General features: G+C 42.6%; 14 protein-coding genes. All 14 read left to right on the top strand.

Features of this window, described 5'->3' with window-relative positions:
• The first annotated feature begins 57 nt into the window (after positions 1-57).
• The 14 genes from EAH57_RS04030 (at position 58) to EAH57_RS03965 (ending at position 17,716) form a co-directional block, all read left to right on the top strand.
• On the top strand, positions 58-1,116 hold the full coding sequence (locus tag EAH57_RS04030) for a pilus assembly protein PilM (protein WP_121928936.1): 1,059 nt from the start codon (positions 58-60) through the stop codon (positions 1,114-1,116).
• The gene (locus EAH57_RS04025) at positions 1,116-1,760 is read left to right on the top strand and encodes a PilN domain-containing protein (protein ID WP_121928935.1); all 645 of its coding nucleotides are present in this window, start codon (positions 1,116-1,118) and stop codon (positions 1,758-1,760) included. Before EAH57_RS04030 ends, EAH57_RS04025 begins: the two co-directional genes overlap by 1 nt.
• The gene (locus tag EAH57_RS04020) at positions 1,757-2,485 is read left to right on the top strand and encodes a type 4a pilus biogenesis protein PilO (RefSeq protein ID WP_004673213.1); all 729 of its coding nucleotides are present in this window, start codon (positions 1,757-1,759) and stop codon (positions 2,483-2,485) included. The genes EAH57_RS04025 and EAH57_RS04020 overlap by 4 nt, the downstream gene beginning before the upstream one ends.
• The gene (locus EAH57_RS04015; RefSeq protein ID WP_004673211.1) at positions 2,485-3,012 is read left to right on the top strand and encodes a pilus assembly protein PilP; all 528 of its coding nucleotides are present in this window, start codon (positions 2,485-2,487) and stop codon (positions 3,010-3,012) included. Before EAH57_RS04020 ends, EAH57_RS04015 begins: the two co-directional genes overlap by 1 nt.
• A gap of 16 nt (positions 3,013-3,028) precedes the next feature.
• Positions 3,029-5,206, top strand: a complete 2,178-nt coding sequence (pilQ, locus tag EAH57_RS04010; RefSeq protein ID WP_121928934.1) for a type IV pilus secretin PilQ — start codon at positions 3,029-3,031, stop codon at positions 5,204-5,206.
• A 10-nt stretch (positions 5,207-5,216) separates the two neighbouring features.
• Positions 5,217-5,786: a shikimate kinase AroK gene (gene aroK, locus EAH57_RS04005; protein ID WP_121928933.1), complete on the top strand. Its 570-nt coding sequence runs from the start codon at positions 5,217-5,219 to the stop codon at positions 5,784-5,786.
• A 20-nt stretch (positions 5,787-5,806) separates the two neighbouring features.
• On the top strand, positions 5,807-6,889 hold the full coding sequence (gene aroB / locus EAH57_RS04000) for a 3-dehydroquinate synthase (RefSeq protein ID WP_121928932.1): 1,083 nt from the start codon (positions 5,807-5,809) through the stop codon (positions 6,887-6,889).
• A 19-nt stretch (positions 6,890-6,908) separates the two neighbouring features.
• Complete coding sequence (locus tag EAH57_RS03995) at positions 6,909-7,778, top strand: hypothetical protein (protein WP_171407383.1); 870 nt, start codon at positions 6,909-6,911, stop codon at positions 7,776-7,778.
• Positions 7,779-8,237: 459 nt separating this feature from the next.
• Positions 8,238-12,716 (top strand): glutamate synthase large subunit, encoded by a 4,479-nt coding sequence (gene gltB, locus EAH57_RS03990; RefSeq protein WP_171407371.1) that lies wholly within the window; start codon positions 8,238-8,240, stop codon positions 12,714-12,716.
• 72 nt (positions 12,717-12,788) lie between these two features.
• Positions 12,789-14,210, top strand: coding sequence for an FAD-dependent oxidoreductase (locus EAH57_RS03985; RefSeq protein WP_121928929.1), 1,422 nt, complete (start codon positions 12,789-12,791; stop codon positions 14,208-14,210).
• Between the two features lie 171 nt (positions 14,211-14,381).
• Complete coding sequence (locus EAH57_RS03980) at positions 14,382-15,272, top strand: metal-dependent hydrolase (RefSeq protein ID WP_121929132.1); 891 nt, start codon at positions 14,382-14,384, stop codon at positions 15,270-15,272.
• 213 nt (positions 15,273-15,485) lie between these two features.
• Positions 15,486-16,076, top strand: coding sequence for a LemA family protein (locus tag EAH57_RS03975; protein WP_121928928.1), 591 nt, complete (start codon positions 15,486-15,488; stop codon positions 16,074-16,076).
• A gap of 24 nt (positions 16,077-16,100) precedes the next feature.
• Positions 16,101-17,162, top strand: coding sequence for a TPM domain-containing protein (locus EAH57_RS03970; RefSeq protein ID WP_121928927.1), 1,062 nt, complete (start codon positions 16,101-16,103; stop codon positions 17,160-17,162).
• Positions 17,156-17,716 (top strand): TPM domain-containing protein, encoded by a 561-nt coding sequence (locus EAH57_RS03965; RefSeq protein ID WP_121928926.1) that lies wholly within the window; start codon positions 17,156-17,158, stop codon positions 17,714-17,716. Before EAH57_RS03970 ends, EAH57_RS03965 begins: the two co-directional genes overlap by 7 nt.
• Positions 17,717-17,724: the final 8 nt, after the last annotated feature.

Below are 17,724 nucleotides of genomic sequence, written 5' to 3'. Positions count from 1 at the left end.
CCAAAACAAATTAGTGTGTTGTATTTTTGGGGATAAAAAAATAAATAGGAAAATACTGTGCTCAGGTTATATCGTAAACCAAATAAGGGGTTAGTGGGTGTCGATATTAGTTCGACAACTGTTAAATTATTGGAACTTTCTGTAAAGAACGGTAGATATTGGGTTGAAAGTTATGCCGTGATGCCATTGCCTGAAAATAGCGTGGTGGAAAAAAGCATTTTGAACCCAGAGGCGGTCGGTGATGCTCTTGAGAGAGTGGTGAACCTCGCCAATCCACATACCAGCAATGTGGCAATTGCGGTACCTACTTCTATGGTTATTAATAAAATCATAGAGATGGATGCGGATATGACGGATGAAGAGCGTGAAGTTCAAATTCGTATGGATGCTGAGCAATATATTCCGTTCCCATTAGATGAAGTGAGTCTTGATTTTGAAGTTTTACCTGATCGATTAGCCAATCCGAATCGGGTAAATGTCCTTCTCGTTGCTACACGTACTGAGAATGTTGATACGCGTGTAGAAGTGCTAGAGCTTGCCGGATTAAATGCCAAAACAGCTGATGTTGAAAGCTATGCGATGGAGCGTGCTTTTAGTGTGTTTTCGGATACACTGCCGATGGGGGCAAACACCGTTGGCATCTTAGATATCGGGCATACCATGACCACGCTATCAGTGATGCAAAAGGGCAAAATCATTTATACACGTGAACAAGTTTTTGGTGGGCGACAGCTGACCCAAGATGTTCAAAGTCGCTATGGTTTGTCATTTGAAGAAGCAGGACGCGCCAAAAAAGAAAGAACGCTTCCAGATGACTATGACATCGAGGTGCTGGAGCCATTCTTGGATGCTGTGGTGCAACAAGCAGCGCGTTCACTACAATTCTTTTTTTCATCCTCTCAATTCAACGAGATCGATCATATTTTGCTGGCTGGGGGGAATGCCAATATTCCAGGCCTTGCAAAGTTATTACAACAAAAATTGGGTTACCGAGTAACGATTGCCAATCCATTTCTACAAATGGGTTTTTCTCCACAAATCGATATTAAAAAAATTGAAAATGATGCTTCCTCATTGATGGTTGCATGTGGTTTGGCATTGAGGAGTTTTGATTAATGGCAAAGATTAACTTACTCCCTTGGCGCGATGAGCTAAGAGAACAAAGAAAGAAACAATTTGTCGCATTTTGTGTTGGGGTGGCTGCATTAGGAATTGCATCTGTATTTACAGCTTGGATGTATTTTGATCACAAATTGAATGATCAAGAGCAAGCCAATCAGTTTATTGTCAGTACCAATCAAAGTTTGGATGTACAGCTCAAGTCTTTAGAGGGTTTGCAAGAACGCCGTAATGCCATTATTGAGCGAATGAAGTTGATTCAGGGTTTACAAGGACAACGCCCAGTGATTGTGCGGTTAGTTGATGAGTTAGTCCGTGTGACTCCACCAACCATGTACATCACTAAATTTACGCGAACTGGCGATAAATTCAGTATTGAAGGTAAGGCAGAAAGCCCAAATACCGTTGCTGAATTACTACGTAATTTAGAAGCATCTCCTTGGTACCGCAATGCCTTTATGAATTCATTTTTGGCAGCAGAAGAGAAAAAAGATAAAACGGTAAGCTCTTTGGTTCCTCGTGTCGAAGAGAATTATGGAAGTTTTGTCGTTACTGTAGATTTGGGTGAAATCGGTACCACCGTTGTAGCCGACCCAGCTTCAGAGACAGCAACATTAGGGACAGCGGGGGTGACACAATGAGTCAAGATGAACTAAATGATCTTAATCAAGATAGTGTTGCTGTAAAGAAGAAAAAAATGACAGTAGAGCAATTCTTCCAACAATTTAATACCTTGGATATGAATAACTATGGCAGTTGGCCGCTCTCTGTCAAAGTCACTTGTTGGATTTTTATTCTTTTAGCAGTTGCTGCATTGGGTTATTTTGTGGTGGTTCAAAAGCAATTGGAAACCATTGCCAATGCGCAAGCACGAGAGCAAAGCTTACTGAATGAGTTCAAAGAAAAAGAATCCAAGTTGCGTAATTTGCAGCAGTACCAAACGCAATTACAAGAGATGGAAGCGAATTTTAATCAGCAACTGGAGCAGTTGCCGAAAGAAACAGAAATTCCAAGTTTGGTTGAGGATATGAACTTAACGGGCGTAAATTCAGGTCTGAAGTTTAAAAATATCCGTTTAGAAAAAGAAATTAAACAAGAGTTCTTTATTGAGCAGCCTATCAGTATGGAAGCAACGGGTGATTATCATGCTTTCGGCGCTTTTGCGACAGGTATTGCAGCATTACCGCGCATTGTGACTTTGCATGATTTTACGGTGGAAGCAAAAGCAGATACCCAGAAAAAATCCGATATTCCAGTGGTTAGCTATACTGTGAAAGCAAAAACCTATCGTTATGTTGGTGTGGATGATCAGGCCGCTATTGATGCGGGTGCGACAGCTCCATCTGCTCAAGGAGGACAGCGCTAATGAATCATTATAAGTTAATACTGGGTTTGTTTATTGGTTTTGGGTTGGTGGGTTGTGATTCTCGTATTGATGCGGTGAGTCAAAAAATGGCAGAAATTCGTAATCAACCACCTTTACCTATTGAGCCTGCACCTATATTTACCCCAGTGCCTTTATTTAATTATTCAGCGCATCAGCTCAAGAGTCCTTTTATGCCAAGCTCTTTGGCGGCTGAATTAAAGATTATGGCAGGTAAGCGTGTTTATCCAAACTTCAATCGTCAACCACAGCCTTTAGAAAGCTATGCGTTGGAATCTCTGAATATGAAAGGAAGCATGCGTGGTCGAGTAAATCAGACCATTGCATTAATCCAAACACCTGATGGGCAGATTGAGCGCGTACAAGTCGGCAGTTATTTGGGGATGAATCAGGGGCGTATTATTAAAATTAGCCCGACTCAGATCGACTTGGTTGAAATTGTACCTGATGGACGAGAAGGTTATGTTGAAAGACCGAGAACACTCGTTTTAATTGGACCAGCGCCGTAAGATTAAGGGAATAACAATGAAAAAACAGTTTAAAGATTCTTTATTTGGGGAAGCGAAGACCATGAATCATGCATTCCGTCAATTTTCTATGGGTGCTGTCGCTATAGCAGTGATGCAGGTTGCATCAGCACAAGTCAGTATGACCAATATTGTGCCAATGAGCTTAGCTGATCAGGGAACTGAAATCCGTGTCATGTTTAATGGTTTGCCGCCGCAACCGCAGGCTTATCAGCTCGAGCAACCTTCACGTCTGATTTTAGATTTTGATAAAGCACAACAGTCTTTAAAGCAGACATCGATTCCTGTATCGACCAAAGAAGCCAGTTCCATCGAAGTTGCTGCTGACGATCAGCGTTCTCGTGTGATTGTAAATTTGAAAGATGCAGGGGCGTTTACAACACGTGTTGAAGGCAATACTTTTGTTTTAAAAATAAATTCGGCACGGCCATCTGTGGCAAGCTCAGCGCCCGTTGTGGCTCGTCAGGCACAGCAAGGTGTTTCCAATATTGGCTTTCAGCGTGGAAAACAAGGTGAAGGTTTGGTTGTGATTGATTTATTGGGGAGTAATACCCCAGTAGATGTACAACAACAAGGCAGTAAAATCGTGGTGCGAACCATGGGGAATAAGATTCCAACCCATCTCACACGTCGCTTAAACACCAATGATTTTGCTACGCCTGTCGCCGGAGTTGATGCATATAACGATAAAGGCAATGGGGTGATCACTATTCAGTCTGTGGGCAGCTATGAATACATGGCTTATCAAGCAGAGAATAAACTCACGATTAGCCTAAAGCGTCCTGAAGATAAATCACCATTGAGAGCAAAATCACAAGCCTATACAGGCAATAAGATTTCTTTGGATTTCCAAGATATCGAAGTGCGTCGCGTACTACAGTTGCTGGCTGATTTCACCAATATTAATATGGTCGCTGCGGATACGGTACAGGGTAATATCACCCTGCGTTTGAAAGATGTTCCATGGGATCAAGCGCTCGATATCGTGTTGAAAACCAAAAATCTGGATAAACGCCGTAATGGAAATGTGATCTGGATTGCGCCTGTTTCAGAGTTGATCAAAGCGGAAGAAGAAGAAGCGAAAGCTATTGCGCAAAGTGTGAAGCTTGCGCCGATTCAATCCGAATATATTAAACTCAGTTATGCCAAAGCTGCAGATATTTTAAAGTTAATCGAAGAGTCTCGTGATGGTAAGGGTGGAGTCTCAAACCGTACTACGAACTCTGACTCATTGGCTTTGGAGAGTTTGCTCAGTTCTCGTGGCAGTGCAGTCGCAGATGTGCGTACCAATACCTTGATCGTCAATGATACTGCGCTCAATATTGACAAAATTCGTAAGATGGTGGATTTGTTAGATGTATCTGTCAAACAAGTCATGATCGAAGCACGTATCGTCAGAGCAAGTACAGACTTTACTCGAGAGATGGGGGTGAAGTGGGGAATCTTGTCACAAGGCGTCACACGAAATAGTGATTTGCTGGTTGGTGGAAGTGATACCACGCTTTGGAATTTACGAGAACCGACGAAAGATGGTGATACAGGTGGTTGGAAATATGAGATTGAACGTCCAGATAACTTGAATGTAGATTTAGGTGCGGTTACACCAGGTGCAAGTCGTATTGCTTTTGGTCTAATTAGCCTCTCTGATTTTATGCTGGATCTCGAACTTTCAGCTGTTCAGGCAGATGGTTATGGTGAGGTGATTTCGACACCAAAAGTTATGACTGCCGATAAGCAACCCGCAAAAATTGAATCAGGTACACAAATTCCTTACTCTTCTTCTTCTGGGGGCGGTGCGAATGCTGTGCCTAAAACAGAGTTTATTAATGCGACATTGAGCTTAGATGTGACACCGAGTATTACCCCAGAAGGTAAAGTCATGATGAAGCTCAACATCACTAAAGATGCGCCTGGTGCACCAACCCCGACAGGTCAATTAACGATTAGTAAGAATTCGATTGATACCAATGTCTTGGTTGATAACGGCGAAACTGTTGTTCTTGGTGGGATTTTTGAACAAGAAAATATTAGTTCACAAATCAAAGTTCCATTCTTGGGTGATTTACCCTACGTCGGTCGTCTTTTCCGTCGTGATTTAAAAACCGACAATAAACGTGAACTGCTTATTTTTGTGACGCCGAGAATTGTTAATGACACTTTGACGAGAAATCATTAATATATTTTCAATAATTGCAATTAATATAGGTGGCGCATTGCCAAGCAAAGCGTTTGAAACCCTACCAAATATTTATTTGGTAGGGCCAATGGGGGCAGGGAAAACAACGGTTGGTCGACATTTAGCAGAGCTGTTAGGGCGTGATTTTATTGATAGTGATCATGAGATTGAGCGTAAGACAGGAGCTACTATTCCATGGATATTCGAAAAAGAAGGTGAAGTGGGATTTCGTTTACGCGAAACCAATGTCTTGAACGATCTCACTGCCCGTTCTGCACTTGTGTTAGCGACAGGTGGCGGTGTGGTCACACAACCGAGCAATCGAGAATTTTTAAAACAACGCGGCATTGTTGTTTATTTATATACGCCTGTAGAACTTCAACTACAGCGAACCTATCGCGATAAAAATCGTCCATTACTACAAGTAGACAATCCCGAACAAAAACTGCGAGATTTATTGACCTTGCGGGATCCTTTGTATCGTGAGGTTGCAGACTATATCATTGAGACAAATCAAGGCGCAGCAAGAGATTTAGCGCAGCGGATTCTACAGGTTATTTTATCTAAACAAATTAAGTAATTCTCGAGTTGGTTTTAATTATGCAAACGTTATATGTTGAGTTAGGTGATCGTCGCTATCCAATTTTTATTGGAAGTCATTTGGACCCTAAACAATTACTTGAACCTTATCTACATGGGCGGCAAGTAATGTTGGTGTCAAATACCACGGTGGCGCCGCTTTATTTGCAGCATTATGCTAATGCATTAACCCAACTCGATAAGCAAGTTGCACAATGCATCTTGCCTGATGGTGAGCAATACAAAGATATTCAACATTTAAATTTAATTTTTGATGCCTTGTTAGAAGCGGGTTTTAACCGTGATTGTACGGTTTTAGCATTGGGTGGTGGTGTCGTAGGGGATATGGCAGGTTTTGCTTCAGCGTGTTTTCAGCGTGGGGTGAATTTTGTACAGGTTCCGACCACCTTATTGTCACAAGTTGATTCGAGTGTCGGCGGGAAAACAGGGATCAATCATCCCTTGGGCAAGAACATGTTAGGTGCTTTCCAGCAACCTCAAGTGGTGTTGGCTGATATGGCACAGCTAGATAGCTTACCCGATCGAGAACTTTCAGCAGGCCTTGCTGAAGTAATTAAATATGCTTTATTGGGCGATGTGGATTTCTTATCGTGGTTAGAGCAAAACATGGATGCTTTGGTTGCCAGAGATGCAAATTTACTTGCAGAGGCGGTTTATCGCTCATGTGCGCATAAAGCCAGAATTGTCGCCAATGACGAAAAAGAACAAGGCGAACGAGCATTACTTAATTTAGGTCATACCTTTGGCCATGCCATTGAATCGTATTTGGGTTATGGCGTGTGGTTGCATGGAGAGGCGGTTGCGACGGGTATGGTGATGGCGGCAGACCTATCTCATCGTCTCGGTTGGATTTCGGCTGAAGATTTGCAACGTACAAAAAAAATCATTCAACGTGCTCATTTACCGATATTATGTCCGAAAATTCCACTGGATGAATTTTTGGCTTACATGTCGCATGACAAAAAAGTCTTAAATGGCCAACTGCGCTTAGTTTTGCTTGAAAAATTAGGGCAAGCCATAATTACAAAAGATTTTGATGTTGAGCTTATGAAGCAAGCTATTTTAGCAAATCAATCTGCATAATGAATTACGAAAGGAAAGTATCGCTGTGTCACGATCAATTTGGCAAAATATTCAACAATATAGCTGGCTAGTTTTCGCACTGGCTTGTTTAATTGCCGCATTGATATTTTGGGGGGTTACTGATAGTGATGCCTTGGTGGAAGTCGAGCAACCATCTAAAATTGAAGTACCCGTTCAGATACAGCCTGAGAAAGTTGCTGCGACAACGCATTTGGGCGCACTTGCAGATGCGGTCCGACCTTTAGATCTCACCGCTCGAGTTGTTGTAACCAATGAACATACCCCAGAGTTTCGGGGCACTAAATTTGTCAAAGACAATCAGCGTCAGTGGGTGATGGAGATTTTCCGTAGTTCAAACGAGGCGATCATCAAAAACTTTTTGTTGAATCGTGCTGATCGCAAAAAGTTCATTTATTTTCGTTTGAGTGGTCAGGATCAAGTCGAGCAATATGTTTTGGCTTATGGAGTGTTCTCTAGTGCAGAGGATGCAAATCGCCAGTTTTCTCAATTGAACTTGGCACTTCCTGAGTCTATTCAACCCAAGGCTCAGCGCCTTTCGATCTATGCCGATTTGGTCAATGATTTAGGTGCTGATGAAATGAAATTGGCGACCAATCAGCTTTATGCAATTCAGTTAAAACCTGCTGCGTTGCCTCGGGTTGATGAGTCTTTATTGATGGGCAGTTCATCAGCAACGACGCCATCGGTGAATAGTGGCGCAGCCAATGCATCTACAACAGTTAAAACAACGGTGACCCAACGTGATGCACAAGGCAATGTGGTCAATGTTCAGCAAAATCATTCTACGGCTCCAGTACCTTCAAATGCTGAAAAAATAAAAGAAAATTCAGATACTTCAAGACGAGAAATCAGCGACCCATTTAATTGAGTTCGCACCATAATGATGCTTTATGATTCTTTTTGTGGCATTTGGCTTCTTTATGGTGCAATTATGCTCATTGTGTGATCACTCTTCACCATTATAATTTAAACTTATTTTAATTTTTTTAATGATTTAGTAAATTTATGCTTAATTGGCATGTTTTTTGCTATTTTGTGGTGCTATTTTGTCTACTCCTCATCTTTCTTTGTGCTAAATGGTTCATTAATTTAGTGAAATGGAAAGTTTTCTGCTTTACAAAGCCTTGCTAAGGTGTAATAACTGAAAACACTTTATATGGTAAATGCGCTGATTCTTGGAAAAGAAAGGCGTATATTGCAAATCCGCCAGTAAAAATGTTTTCGCGAAGCATTGAACTTTATGTGAGTTAATCGGCAATATCGCAGAAAATGAATTGATTGTTTGTTGCTCGAAAGAGCCATGTTTAAAGAAGGGTACGCTATGCACATGCCATCGCCTAATACTGTAGCTCCCGCTCAAGGTTTATATCAACCTGATGAGTTTAAGGATAACTGTGGTTTCGGTTTGATCGCCCACATGAAAGGTGAATCAAGCCATCATTTAGTTGAAACCGCGATTCACAGTTTAAGTTGCATGACGCACCGTGGTGGTATTGCCGCTGATGGTAAGACAGGAGATGGGTGCGGATTGTTATTGGCTATGCCGAAACAATTTTTCCGTGATGAAGCGCTGAAACTCGGGGTAAACCTAACAGAGATTTTTGCTGCGGGTACCGTATTTTTAAATATTGATCCTGCGCTTGCTCAGAATGCAAAGAATATTCTCAATAAAGAAATTGAAGCGGAAGGTTTAAAGGTCGCAACATGGCGTGTTGTGCCAACCAATAACGATGCTTTAGGTGAAATTGCATTGCAGTCTTTACCTGTTTTTGAACAGATTCTCGTGAACTGTCCAATGGGTGTAACTGAAGTTGAATTTAACCGTAAGCTTTTTTTAGCACGTCGTCGTGCAGAACAACAATTACATAATGATCCATTATTTTATGTCACCACATTGGCGACAACGGTGATTACTTATAAAGGTCTGATGATGCCAGCAGCGATTGCTGACTTCTATACCGACTTGGCTGATGAGCGTTTGACTTCACACATTGTGGTGTTCCATCAGCGTTTCTCGACCAATACTTTGCCGCGTTGGCCATTAGCTCAACCGTTCCGTTATCTTGCGCATAATGGTGAGATCAACACGATTACCGCGAATCGTAACTGGGCATTGGCACGTACTCCAAAATTTGAAAATCCATTATTGCCGGGTTTAACTGAATTGAATCCGATTGTGAACCGTACAGGTTCGGATTCTTCAAGCCTAGACAATATGCTAGAAATCTTGGTGGGCGGTGGCATGGATTTATTCCGTGCACTGCGTATGCTTGTACCACCAGCATGGCAAAACGTTGAAACTTTAGATGCTGATTTACGTGCCTTCTATGAGTTTAACTCGAAACATATGGAAGCATGGGATGGTCCAGCAGGTTTAGTGGTTCAAGATGGTCGTCATGCGATCTGTATGCTAGATCGTAATGGCTTACGTCCAGCGCGTTGGGTGATCACTAAAAATGATTACATCACCTTGGCGTCTGAAATTGGTGTATGGGATTATCAACCTGAAGATGTTGTGTCGAAAGGTCGTGTCGGTCCAGGTCAAATCCTCGTTGTCGATACCTTGACAGGTAAAGTCCTTGACACTAAAGATGTCAGCAACCACCTGAAAAATATGCGTCCATACCGTGAGTGGTTGCGTGATCATTCTATTCGTTTGAAAGCAAATCCAGAGCTTGAAGAACAGCTTATTGATCAAGGCTTAACAGGTGATGCATTAAAAACAGCGCAAAAAATGTTTATGGTGACATTTGAAGAGCGCGATCAATTGTTACGCCCAATCGCAGAAAGTGGTCAAGAAGCTGTCGGCTCAATGGGCGATGATACCCCAATGGCGGTATTGTCACGTCAAGTACGTCATGTCTCTGATTACTTCCGCCAACAGTTTGCGCAAGTGACCAATCCACCAATCGATCCATTACGTGAATCAATTGTGATGTCATTGGAAACGTGTATTGGTCGTGAACAAAATGTGTTTGAACAAGGACCTGAGCATGCTGACCGTATCATCATCGCTAGTCCTGTATTATCAAACGCGAAGATGCAATTGCTACGTGATGTTGAAAAAGAACGTGACGGCTACGCAGTTGTAGATATTGATCTGAACTATGCTGAAACTGAAGGTTTGCAAGCGGCGATTACGCGTATTTGTGAAGAAGCTGCTCAAGCAGTGCGTGACGGTAAAACGCTGATTGTATTATCGGATAAAAACTTCCGTGAAGGTTTCTTACCTGCAAACTCTGCATTGGCAACAGGTGCGGTACATCATCATTTAATCAAGACTGGTTTACGTACTGACGCGAATATCTTGGTTGAAACAGGTTATGCACGTGATCCACATCAATTTGCAGTGTTGCTTGGTTTTGGCGCAACCGCGATTTATCCATATTTAGCTTATGACGTGATCAATGACTTGATCGCCAAAGGTGAGTTGTTGGGTGATCCAATCTATGCGCAAGCAAATTTCCGTAAGGGAATCGAGAAAGGTTTACTGAAAGTTCTTTCTAAAATGGGAATTTCGACCGTTGCTTCTTATCGTGGTGGCCAATTGTTTGAAGCAGTTGGATTATCTTCAGAAGTGGTGGATCAGTGTTTCCTTGGTGTACCAAGCCGTATTCAGGGTGCAACGTTTACAGATTTAGAGAAAGACCAGAAAAAATTGGCGATCACTGCTTGGCAACATCGCAAGCCAATTGATCAAGGCGGTTTGCTGAAATTTGTATTTGGTAAGGAATACCATGCCTTTAACCCAGATGTCATTAACACCTTACACAAAGCAGTTCGTTCAGGTCAGTATCAAGACTTTAAAGAATATGCAGAATTGGTCAACAATCGTCCAATTGCAACGATTCGTGATTTATTTAAATTAAAAACCACCAATCCAATTGCGTTAGATCAAGTTGAAAGCATTGAGGAAATTCTGCCACGCTTTGATTCTGCAGGTATGTCTTTAGGTGCATTATCACCAGAAGCACATGAAGCGATTGCGATTGCAATGAATACCATTGGTGGTCGTTCAAACTCAGGTGAAGGCGGTGAAGATCCTGCGCGTTATGGCACGATTCGTAACTCGAAAATCAAACAAATTGCATCAGGTCGTTTCGGTGTTACACCAGCCTATTTAACCTCTGCGGAAGTGTTGCAGATCAAAGTGGCACAAGGTGCAAAACCGGGTGAAGGTGGTCAGTTACCAGGTGGTAAAGTGAATGGCTTAATTGCGCGTTTACGTTACTCAGTTCCGGGCGTGACTTTGATTTCACCACCACCGCATCACGATATTTATTCGATCGAAGATTTATCACAATTGATCTTTGACTTGAAACAAGTCAATCCACAAGCAATGGTATCGGTGAAACTGGTTTCTGAACCGGGTGTTGGTACGATTGCGGCGGGTGTAGCAAAAGCATATGCCGACTTTATTACCATTTCAGGTTATGACGGTGGTACTGCAGCATCGCCACTTTCATCCATTCATCATGCGGGTTCGCCATGGGAATTGGGTTTAAGTGAAGCGCATCAGGCCCTTCGTGTAAATGACCTACGTGGTAAAGTCCGTGTGCAAACCGATGGTGGTTTGAAAACTGGTCTTGATGTGATTAAAGCTGCAATTTTAGGTGCGGAAAGTTTTGGTTTTGGTTCTACGCCAATGATCGCCCTTGGTTGTAAATACCTACGTATTTGTCATTTAAATAACTGTGCGACTGGTGTTGCTACTCAGCAAGATCATTTGCGTGAAGAGCATTACATTGGCGAGCCACAAATGCTGATTAACTTCTTCAAGTTTATTGCTGAAGAAACACGTGAATTGTTGGCTGCTTTGGGTGTTGCGTCACTGAAAGATTTGATTGGGCGTGTTGATTTACTTGAAGTTATTTCGGGTGATACTGAAAAGCATGCGCATTTGGATTTGAGTGCACTATTAACCTCACATCCATCGGCTGAAGGCAAGGCACAATATTGCCAAGTTCAAGGCAATGCACCGTTTGATAAAGGTTTATTGGCAGAACAAATGGTGGCAGAGATGTTGCCAGCGATTGAAGCAGGTACTGGTGGTTCATTTAACTTCAAAGTCGGTAACTGTGATCGCTCGATTGGTGCACGTATTTCGGGTGAAATTGCTCGTCGTTACGGCAACTTGAGCATGGAAAGTAGCCCAGTGGTGATGAATCTTGTCGGTACGGCGGGTCAGTCATTGGGTGTCTGGAATGCGGGTGGTTTGCATATCAAGCTTGAAGGTGATGCCAACGACTATGTCGGTAAAGGTATGGCTGGTGGTTGTGTGTCGATCTTCCCACCAAAAGGTTCACCGTTCCAAACACAAAATACGGCGATTATTGGTAACACCTGTTTATATGGTGCGACTGGCGGTAAAGTCTTTGCTGCAGGTACTGCAGGTGAGCGTTTCGCAGTGCGTAACTCAGGCGCTTTTGCGGTGATTGAAGGTGCTGGCGACCATTGCTGTGAATACATGACTGGTGGTGTCGTGACTGTACTGGGTAAAGTGGGTCATAACTTCGGTGCAGGTATGACGGGTGGCTTTGCTTATGTACTCGACCTTGATAATGACTTTGTTGACTACTACAACCATGAACTCATTGACCTAAATCGTATTTCGACTGAGGCGATGGAAGATCATAAAGAATATTTATTGCGTATTCTTGATGAGCATATCCAAGAGACAGGCAGTGCTTGGGCCTACAAGATCCGTAATGAGTTCGACTTCTATAGTCGTAAATTCTGGCTGGTCAAACCAAAAGCTGCTAATTTGCAAACGCTTTTGATAAAGACTCAAGCCGATCCACAATAATTCTACGACTGCAAAGACATAGGCAGGTGCAAGCGGTGAATGACATCGCTGCGCCTACCCACGGAGAGAGACATGGCAGAACGCCTCAATAATGACTTTCAATTTCTGGATGTAGCACGCCAAGATCCAGAGAAAAAAGATATTACTGTCCGCAAAGCAGAGTTTGTGGAAATTTATAAGCCTTTTACTGCGGATGTGGCTGCGAATCAATCACATCGTTGTTTAGGTTGTGGTAATCCCTATTGTGAATGGAAATGTCCAGTACATAACTACATTCCAAACTGGTTGAAGCTGATTGCGGAAGGTCAAATTTTCCAAGCGGCTGAACTTTGCCATCAAACCAATACCTTGCCAGAAGTTTGTGGTCGTGTATGTCCACAAGACCGTCTGTGTGAAGGTGCATGTACCCTAAATGATGGCTTTGGTGCAGTAACCATTGGGAATGCTGAGAAATATATCAACGATACGGCATTTGCTTTAGGCTGGCGTCCAGATATGTCTGGGGTTAAGCCAACGGGTAAAAAAGTTGCGATTATTGGTGCTGGTCCAGCAGGCTTAGGTTGTGCAGATATTCTTGCACGCGGTGGTGTTAAACCTGTGGTATTTGATAAACGCCCTGAAATCGGTGGTCTTCTTACCTTCGGTATTCCAGAATTTAAAATGGAAAAAGATGTCATGAAGCGTCGCCGTGAAATCTTTACGGGGATGGGCATCGAATTCCGTTTAAATACGGAGATTGGTACAGACGTTACCATTGAACAGTTATTAGCTGAATATGATGCTGTATTCATGGGAATGGGCACCTATACCTATATGAAAGGTGGTTTCCCAGGTGAAGATCTCGATGGCGTTTATGATGCATTGGATTTCTTGATCGCTAACGTGAATCGTTGTCAAGGTTGGGAAAAAGATCCAAGCGAATACATTAACCTAGACGGTAAAAAAGTGATCGTACTTGGTGGTGGTGATACCGCGATGGACTGTAATCGTACCTCACTACGCCAAGGTGCTCATGACGTGACCTGTGCTTATCGTCGTGATGAAAGCAACATGCCGGGTTCTGCTCGTGAAGTGAAAAATGCCTACGAAGAGGGTGTGAAATTCCTATTCAATCGTCAGCCGATTGAAATCGTGGGCGAAAATGGTCAAGTGACTGGCGTTAAGTTCGTAACGACTCAGTTAGGTGAGCCTGATAGCCGTGGTCGTCGTAGCCCTGAACCAATTCCGGGTTCTGAAGAAGTATTGCCAGCAGATGCGGTACTACTTGCTTTTGGTTTCCGTCCAAGCCCAGCCGATTGGTTTGGTAGCGCAAAGGTAAATCTAGATGGTTCAGGCCGTGTGGTTGCGGCTGAACAGCAAGAGTTCAAATTCCAAACGTCTAACCCGAAGATTTTCGCGGGTGGTGATATGGTGCGTGGTTCTGATCTTGTTGTGACCGCAATCTGGGAAGGTCGTGAGGCCGCAGAAGGTATCTTGGATTACCTCGGCGTGTAATTCAGAACTGTTTAAACAAGACACCTATAAAGCCTGCTATATGCAGGCTTTATTTTTTCACTTTATCTTTTTGGTCTTTTTTGCCAGTTCAATAAGCTTTTTTGCCCTGTCCTTAGGGTTATATCCAGCGTATTACTGAATGTCAGTATGGAAATAGTGCAGGCAATCAAAATGGCTCTTGCAAAGACTACCACAGAAAAGAATTATCTAAATCGTCCCAAAGCATTAGGGATTACCGTACGACGTTTGCAGTTTAATCCTAAAAAAATTAAGCGACATTATTTTGCGAATTCACCTGTGATGTCGCATCTCTTGACTGCTCTTTCCTCAACGTTCCCGATCGGTGAACAGTTTTTTGTCAACAGTGTTCGCAATGTTCGAGACAAAGTTCAAGATCCACAATTACAAGCGCAGATCGCTGCATTTATTGGGCAGGAAGCAATGCATTCCAAAGCACATACCGAGTTTAATGATGCATGGCGGCGTGATGATTATAATCTTGATCGTTTTCAAACTTGGATTGCCAAACAGGATGAATCATTAAGAAAAGCGCATCCAAAACTTCAACTTGCTTTGACCTGTGCTTTTGAACATTTCACTGCAATGTTAGGGGGCTACATTCTTAAACATCCTGAGGTTTTAAGCACTTTGGATGAGGATGCAATGAAGCTATGGGTATGGCATGCAATTGAGGAAATCGAGCATCGTTCAGTGGCATTTAATGTTTATGAAGAGGTGTATGGGGATGATCGAATTCGACGTTTGCTGATGCGTAGTGTCACCACTGGTTTTGCGAGTTTGGTTTTTTATGGAACAACACGTTTGATCTGGCAAGATAAGTGGAAAAGTTTACCGAAAGTCGGTGGGAATTTATTTGGACTATACCTGTTGAGCAAAATGCTGATTCAATTGATTCCTGAATATTTATCATACTATCAAGCTGATTTTCATCCAGCCAAACATGATTACACGCGACTGGTAAACGATTGGAAAATACGTATGGCAGATGAATATGGCATGATTAGTTTTCAAGAAGAGACTGCTTCTAAAATTTATAGTTAACAGGTACAACTTTACCTACAAATAAGAATAAAATTTTAGACATGCAGATTTAAACACTTTGCTTAGCGAGGCATTACATCTAGACATTGATGTAATGCCATTTTTATTTAAAGAGAAATAAAACAACTTTAATAAACTTTACACAGCGCACAAAAAATCACACTACAATGAATTATCGTGAAAAATATAAAGAAAAACTTGAGGATAAACTTTATGAAAGCTATGAAACAAACCGCCCTAGCAACCGTATTGGCAAGCAGTTTATTGTTTACAGGTTGTGGTTATAACACCTTGCAAGTCAAAGATGAAGCTGTCATCGCATCTTGGTCCGAAGTGCAAAACCAATACCAACGACGTGCTGACCTTGTTCCAAACCTAGTCAATGTAGTGAAAGGTTATGCCAAACACGAAGAACAAGTTTTAGTGGAAGTGACTCAAGCACGCTCTAACGTGGCGGGTTTAAAAGTAGATAAAGAAGTCTTAGAAGACCCAGCCTTGTTTGAAAAATACCAACAAGCGCAAAGCCAACTTACAGGTGCATTATCACGTTTAATCGCTGTTTCAGAAAACTATCCTGATCTCAAAGCCAATGAAAACTTTCGAGATCTACAAGCACAGCTCGAAGGAACGGAAAACCGTATCGCGGTGGCGCGTAATCGTTATATTACGACTGTTCAAGATTACAATGCCTATGCACGTCAATTCCCGCAAGTGATGACAGCGAAAGTGATCGGGATGAAAACCAAAGAAAACTTCAAGGCAGAAGCATCTGCTGAGCAAGCGCCAACTGTTTCTTTTAACTAAATTGGCATTGTGGGGAGTTACTGTATGATGAAAACGTCAAAGCAAGCATGGACGCAGCGAATTTACGCTGTTTTCATCCTTCTTTTTACAACACTTTGTTTTCAACATACGGTGTGGGCGGAGCAAGCAACGGCAACAGATCAAAGTGATGTGTTGATTGCTGGAAAAATTATTCAGGAACAACAAAAAAATCAATCCACTGCACCTGCCAACAGTAATGATCCTGCTCCAGTCCTACCCAAGGTTGCAGATGATATGGTGGAGGGGGAGTCTATACGTGGCTTACCCACTTTAAATCAGCCAGTCATTGATCAAGCCAATATATTGAGTGCTGCTGAAACGCAGCAATTGAACCAAAAAATTCTCAGTCTTTATCAGCAGGGTAAGGCACAAATCGGTGTGATTATTGTGCCAACTACAGGACAGGAAGCGATTTTTGACTTTGCTTTAAGGACAGGTGAAAAATGGCAACTGGGTTCTGCTAAACGCGATAATGGCTTGCTCATCGCCATTGCGATTAATGATCGGAACATTCAAATCCTCACGGGCTATGGCTTGGAAGGGGTTTTACCTGATGTGGTGCTGAGTCGAATTATTCGTAATCAGATCACGCCTGCATTTAAACAAGGTCAGTATGCGCAAGGCATTGCGGCTGGTTTGGATGAGATTACCCGAATCGTCAATTTAGATCCAGAAGTCGCACAACAAGCTGCACAGGAATTAAAAGAGCGTCATGAACAAGCATTACATCAGCAACAAGCCAAAGAAAATAGTCTTTCAATGGCACTCTTTATCTTGATTGCTGGCGTTGTGGGCTCATTGATTGTGGGTAAACGTTTAAGTGCATCTACTGCGGGGGTTGCAGCAGTCGTGGCTGGTTTGGTCAATGGGGCTGGCGTATTGATGAGCTTGTTGCTAGGTATTGGTGTGTTCTTTTTATTGATTACCTCACTGGCACAACTGATTTTCCAAGCCTTTTTATCAGGCGGTGGACGTGGCGGTGGTGGTTTTGGGGGCGGAAGTGGTGGTGGATATCGTGGTGGTGGCGGTGGTTTTGGCGGCGGAGGTGCATCAGGCTCATGGTAACTAAGACAGATACAACACAGATTATTACCCAGCCTAAACTGGATGAGCGTGTCCAACCGAGCTTGAAACGTTGGTTTAAGCATTTTTTATATATTTCTGCCACGCATCGCTATTTTAGTAAGCAAGATCGTTTAGAGATTGCTCAGACGGTACAGCAAGCTGAGCATGGACATGTTGGTGAGATACAGGTGGTGATAGAGGGGCATATCCCTTGTTCACAAGCTTATCATCAGGATACACGCTTACGTGCGCAACAGCTCTTTGCTGAGTTGGGGGTATGGGATACCGAGTTGAATAGTGGTGTGTTGCTTTACCTAAATCTATGCGAGCGCAAAGTTGAAATTGTGATTGATCGGGGGTTAAAGAATGCAACAGATACTGAAACTTGGCAGCAGATTTGTCAGTTGATCATCGAAAAACTAAAACAGCAACAATATCAACAAGGTGTTTTGGGGGGTATTCAGGAAATCGGTCAGGTGTTGGCGATGTATTATGATCAGCCAATTTCCGATCAAACCAATGAGTTGCCTAATGAGCCGATTATTTTGAATTAATAGAGCTT

The organism is Acinetobacter sp. 2JN-4 (genome assembly GCF_003687745.1).
Classification (GTDB): Bacteria; Pseudomonadota; Gammaproteobacteria; order Pseudomonadales; family Moraxellaceae; genus Acinetobacter; species Acinetobacter halotolerans.
Note: the sequence above shows the minus strand (reverse complement) of the source record. Positions and strands in the feature narration are given on the sequence as shown.

Coding starts and splice junctions, on each gene's coding strand:
- EAH57_RS03970 (WP_121928927.1), top strand. CDS start 16,101: ATGATGAAAACGTCAAAGCAAGCATGGACGCAGCGAATTTACGCTGTT.
- EAH57_RS03985 (WP_121928929.1), top strand. CDS start 12,789: ATGGCAGAACGCCTCAATAATGACTTTCAATTTCTGGATGTAGCACGC.
- EAH57_RS03975 (WP_121928928.1), top strand. CDS start 15,486: ATGAAAGCTATGAAACAAACCGCCCTAGCAACCGTATTGGCAAGCAGT.
- EAH57_RS03965 (WP_121928926.1), top strand. CDS start 17,156: ATGGTAACTAAGACAGATACAACACAGATTATTACCCAGCCTAAACTG.
- EAH57_RS04015 (WP_004673211.1), top strand. CDS start 2,485: ATGAATCATTATAAGTTAATACTGGGTTTGTTTATTGGTTTTGGGTTG.
- EAH57_RS03980 (WP_121929132.1), top strand. CDS start 14,382: ATGGCTCTTGCAAAGACTACCACAGAAAAGAATTATCTAAATCGTCCC.
- EAH57_RS04025 (WP_121928935.1), top strand. CDS start 1,116: ATGGCAAAGATTAACTTACTCCCTTGGCGCGATGAGCTAAGAGAACAA.
- EAH57_RS04020 (WP_004673213.1), top strand. CDS start 1,757: ATGAGTCAAGATGAACTAAATGATCTTAATCAAGATAGTGTTGCTGTA.
- aroB (WP_121928932.1), top strand. CDS start 5,807: ATGCAAACGTTATATGTTGAGTTAGGTGATCGTCGCTATCCAATTTTT.
- gltB (WP_171407371.1), top strand. CDS start 8,238: ATGCCATCGCCTAATACTGTAGCTCCCGCTCAAGGTTTATATCAACCT.
- pilQ (WP_121928934.1), top strand. CDS start 3,029: ATGAAAAAACAGTTTAAAGATTCTTTATTTGGGGAAGCGAAGACCATG.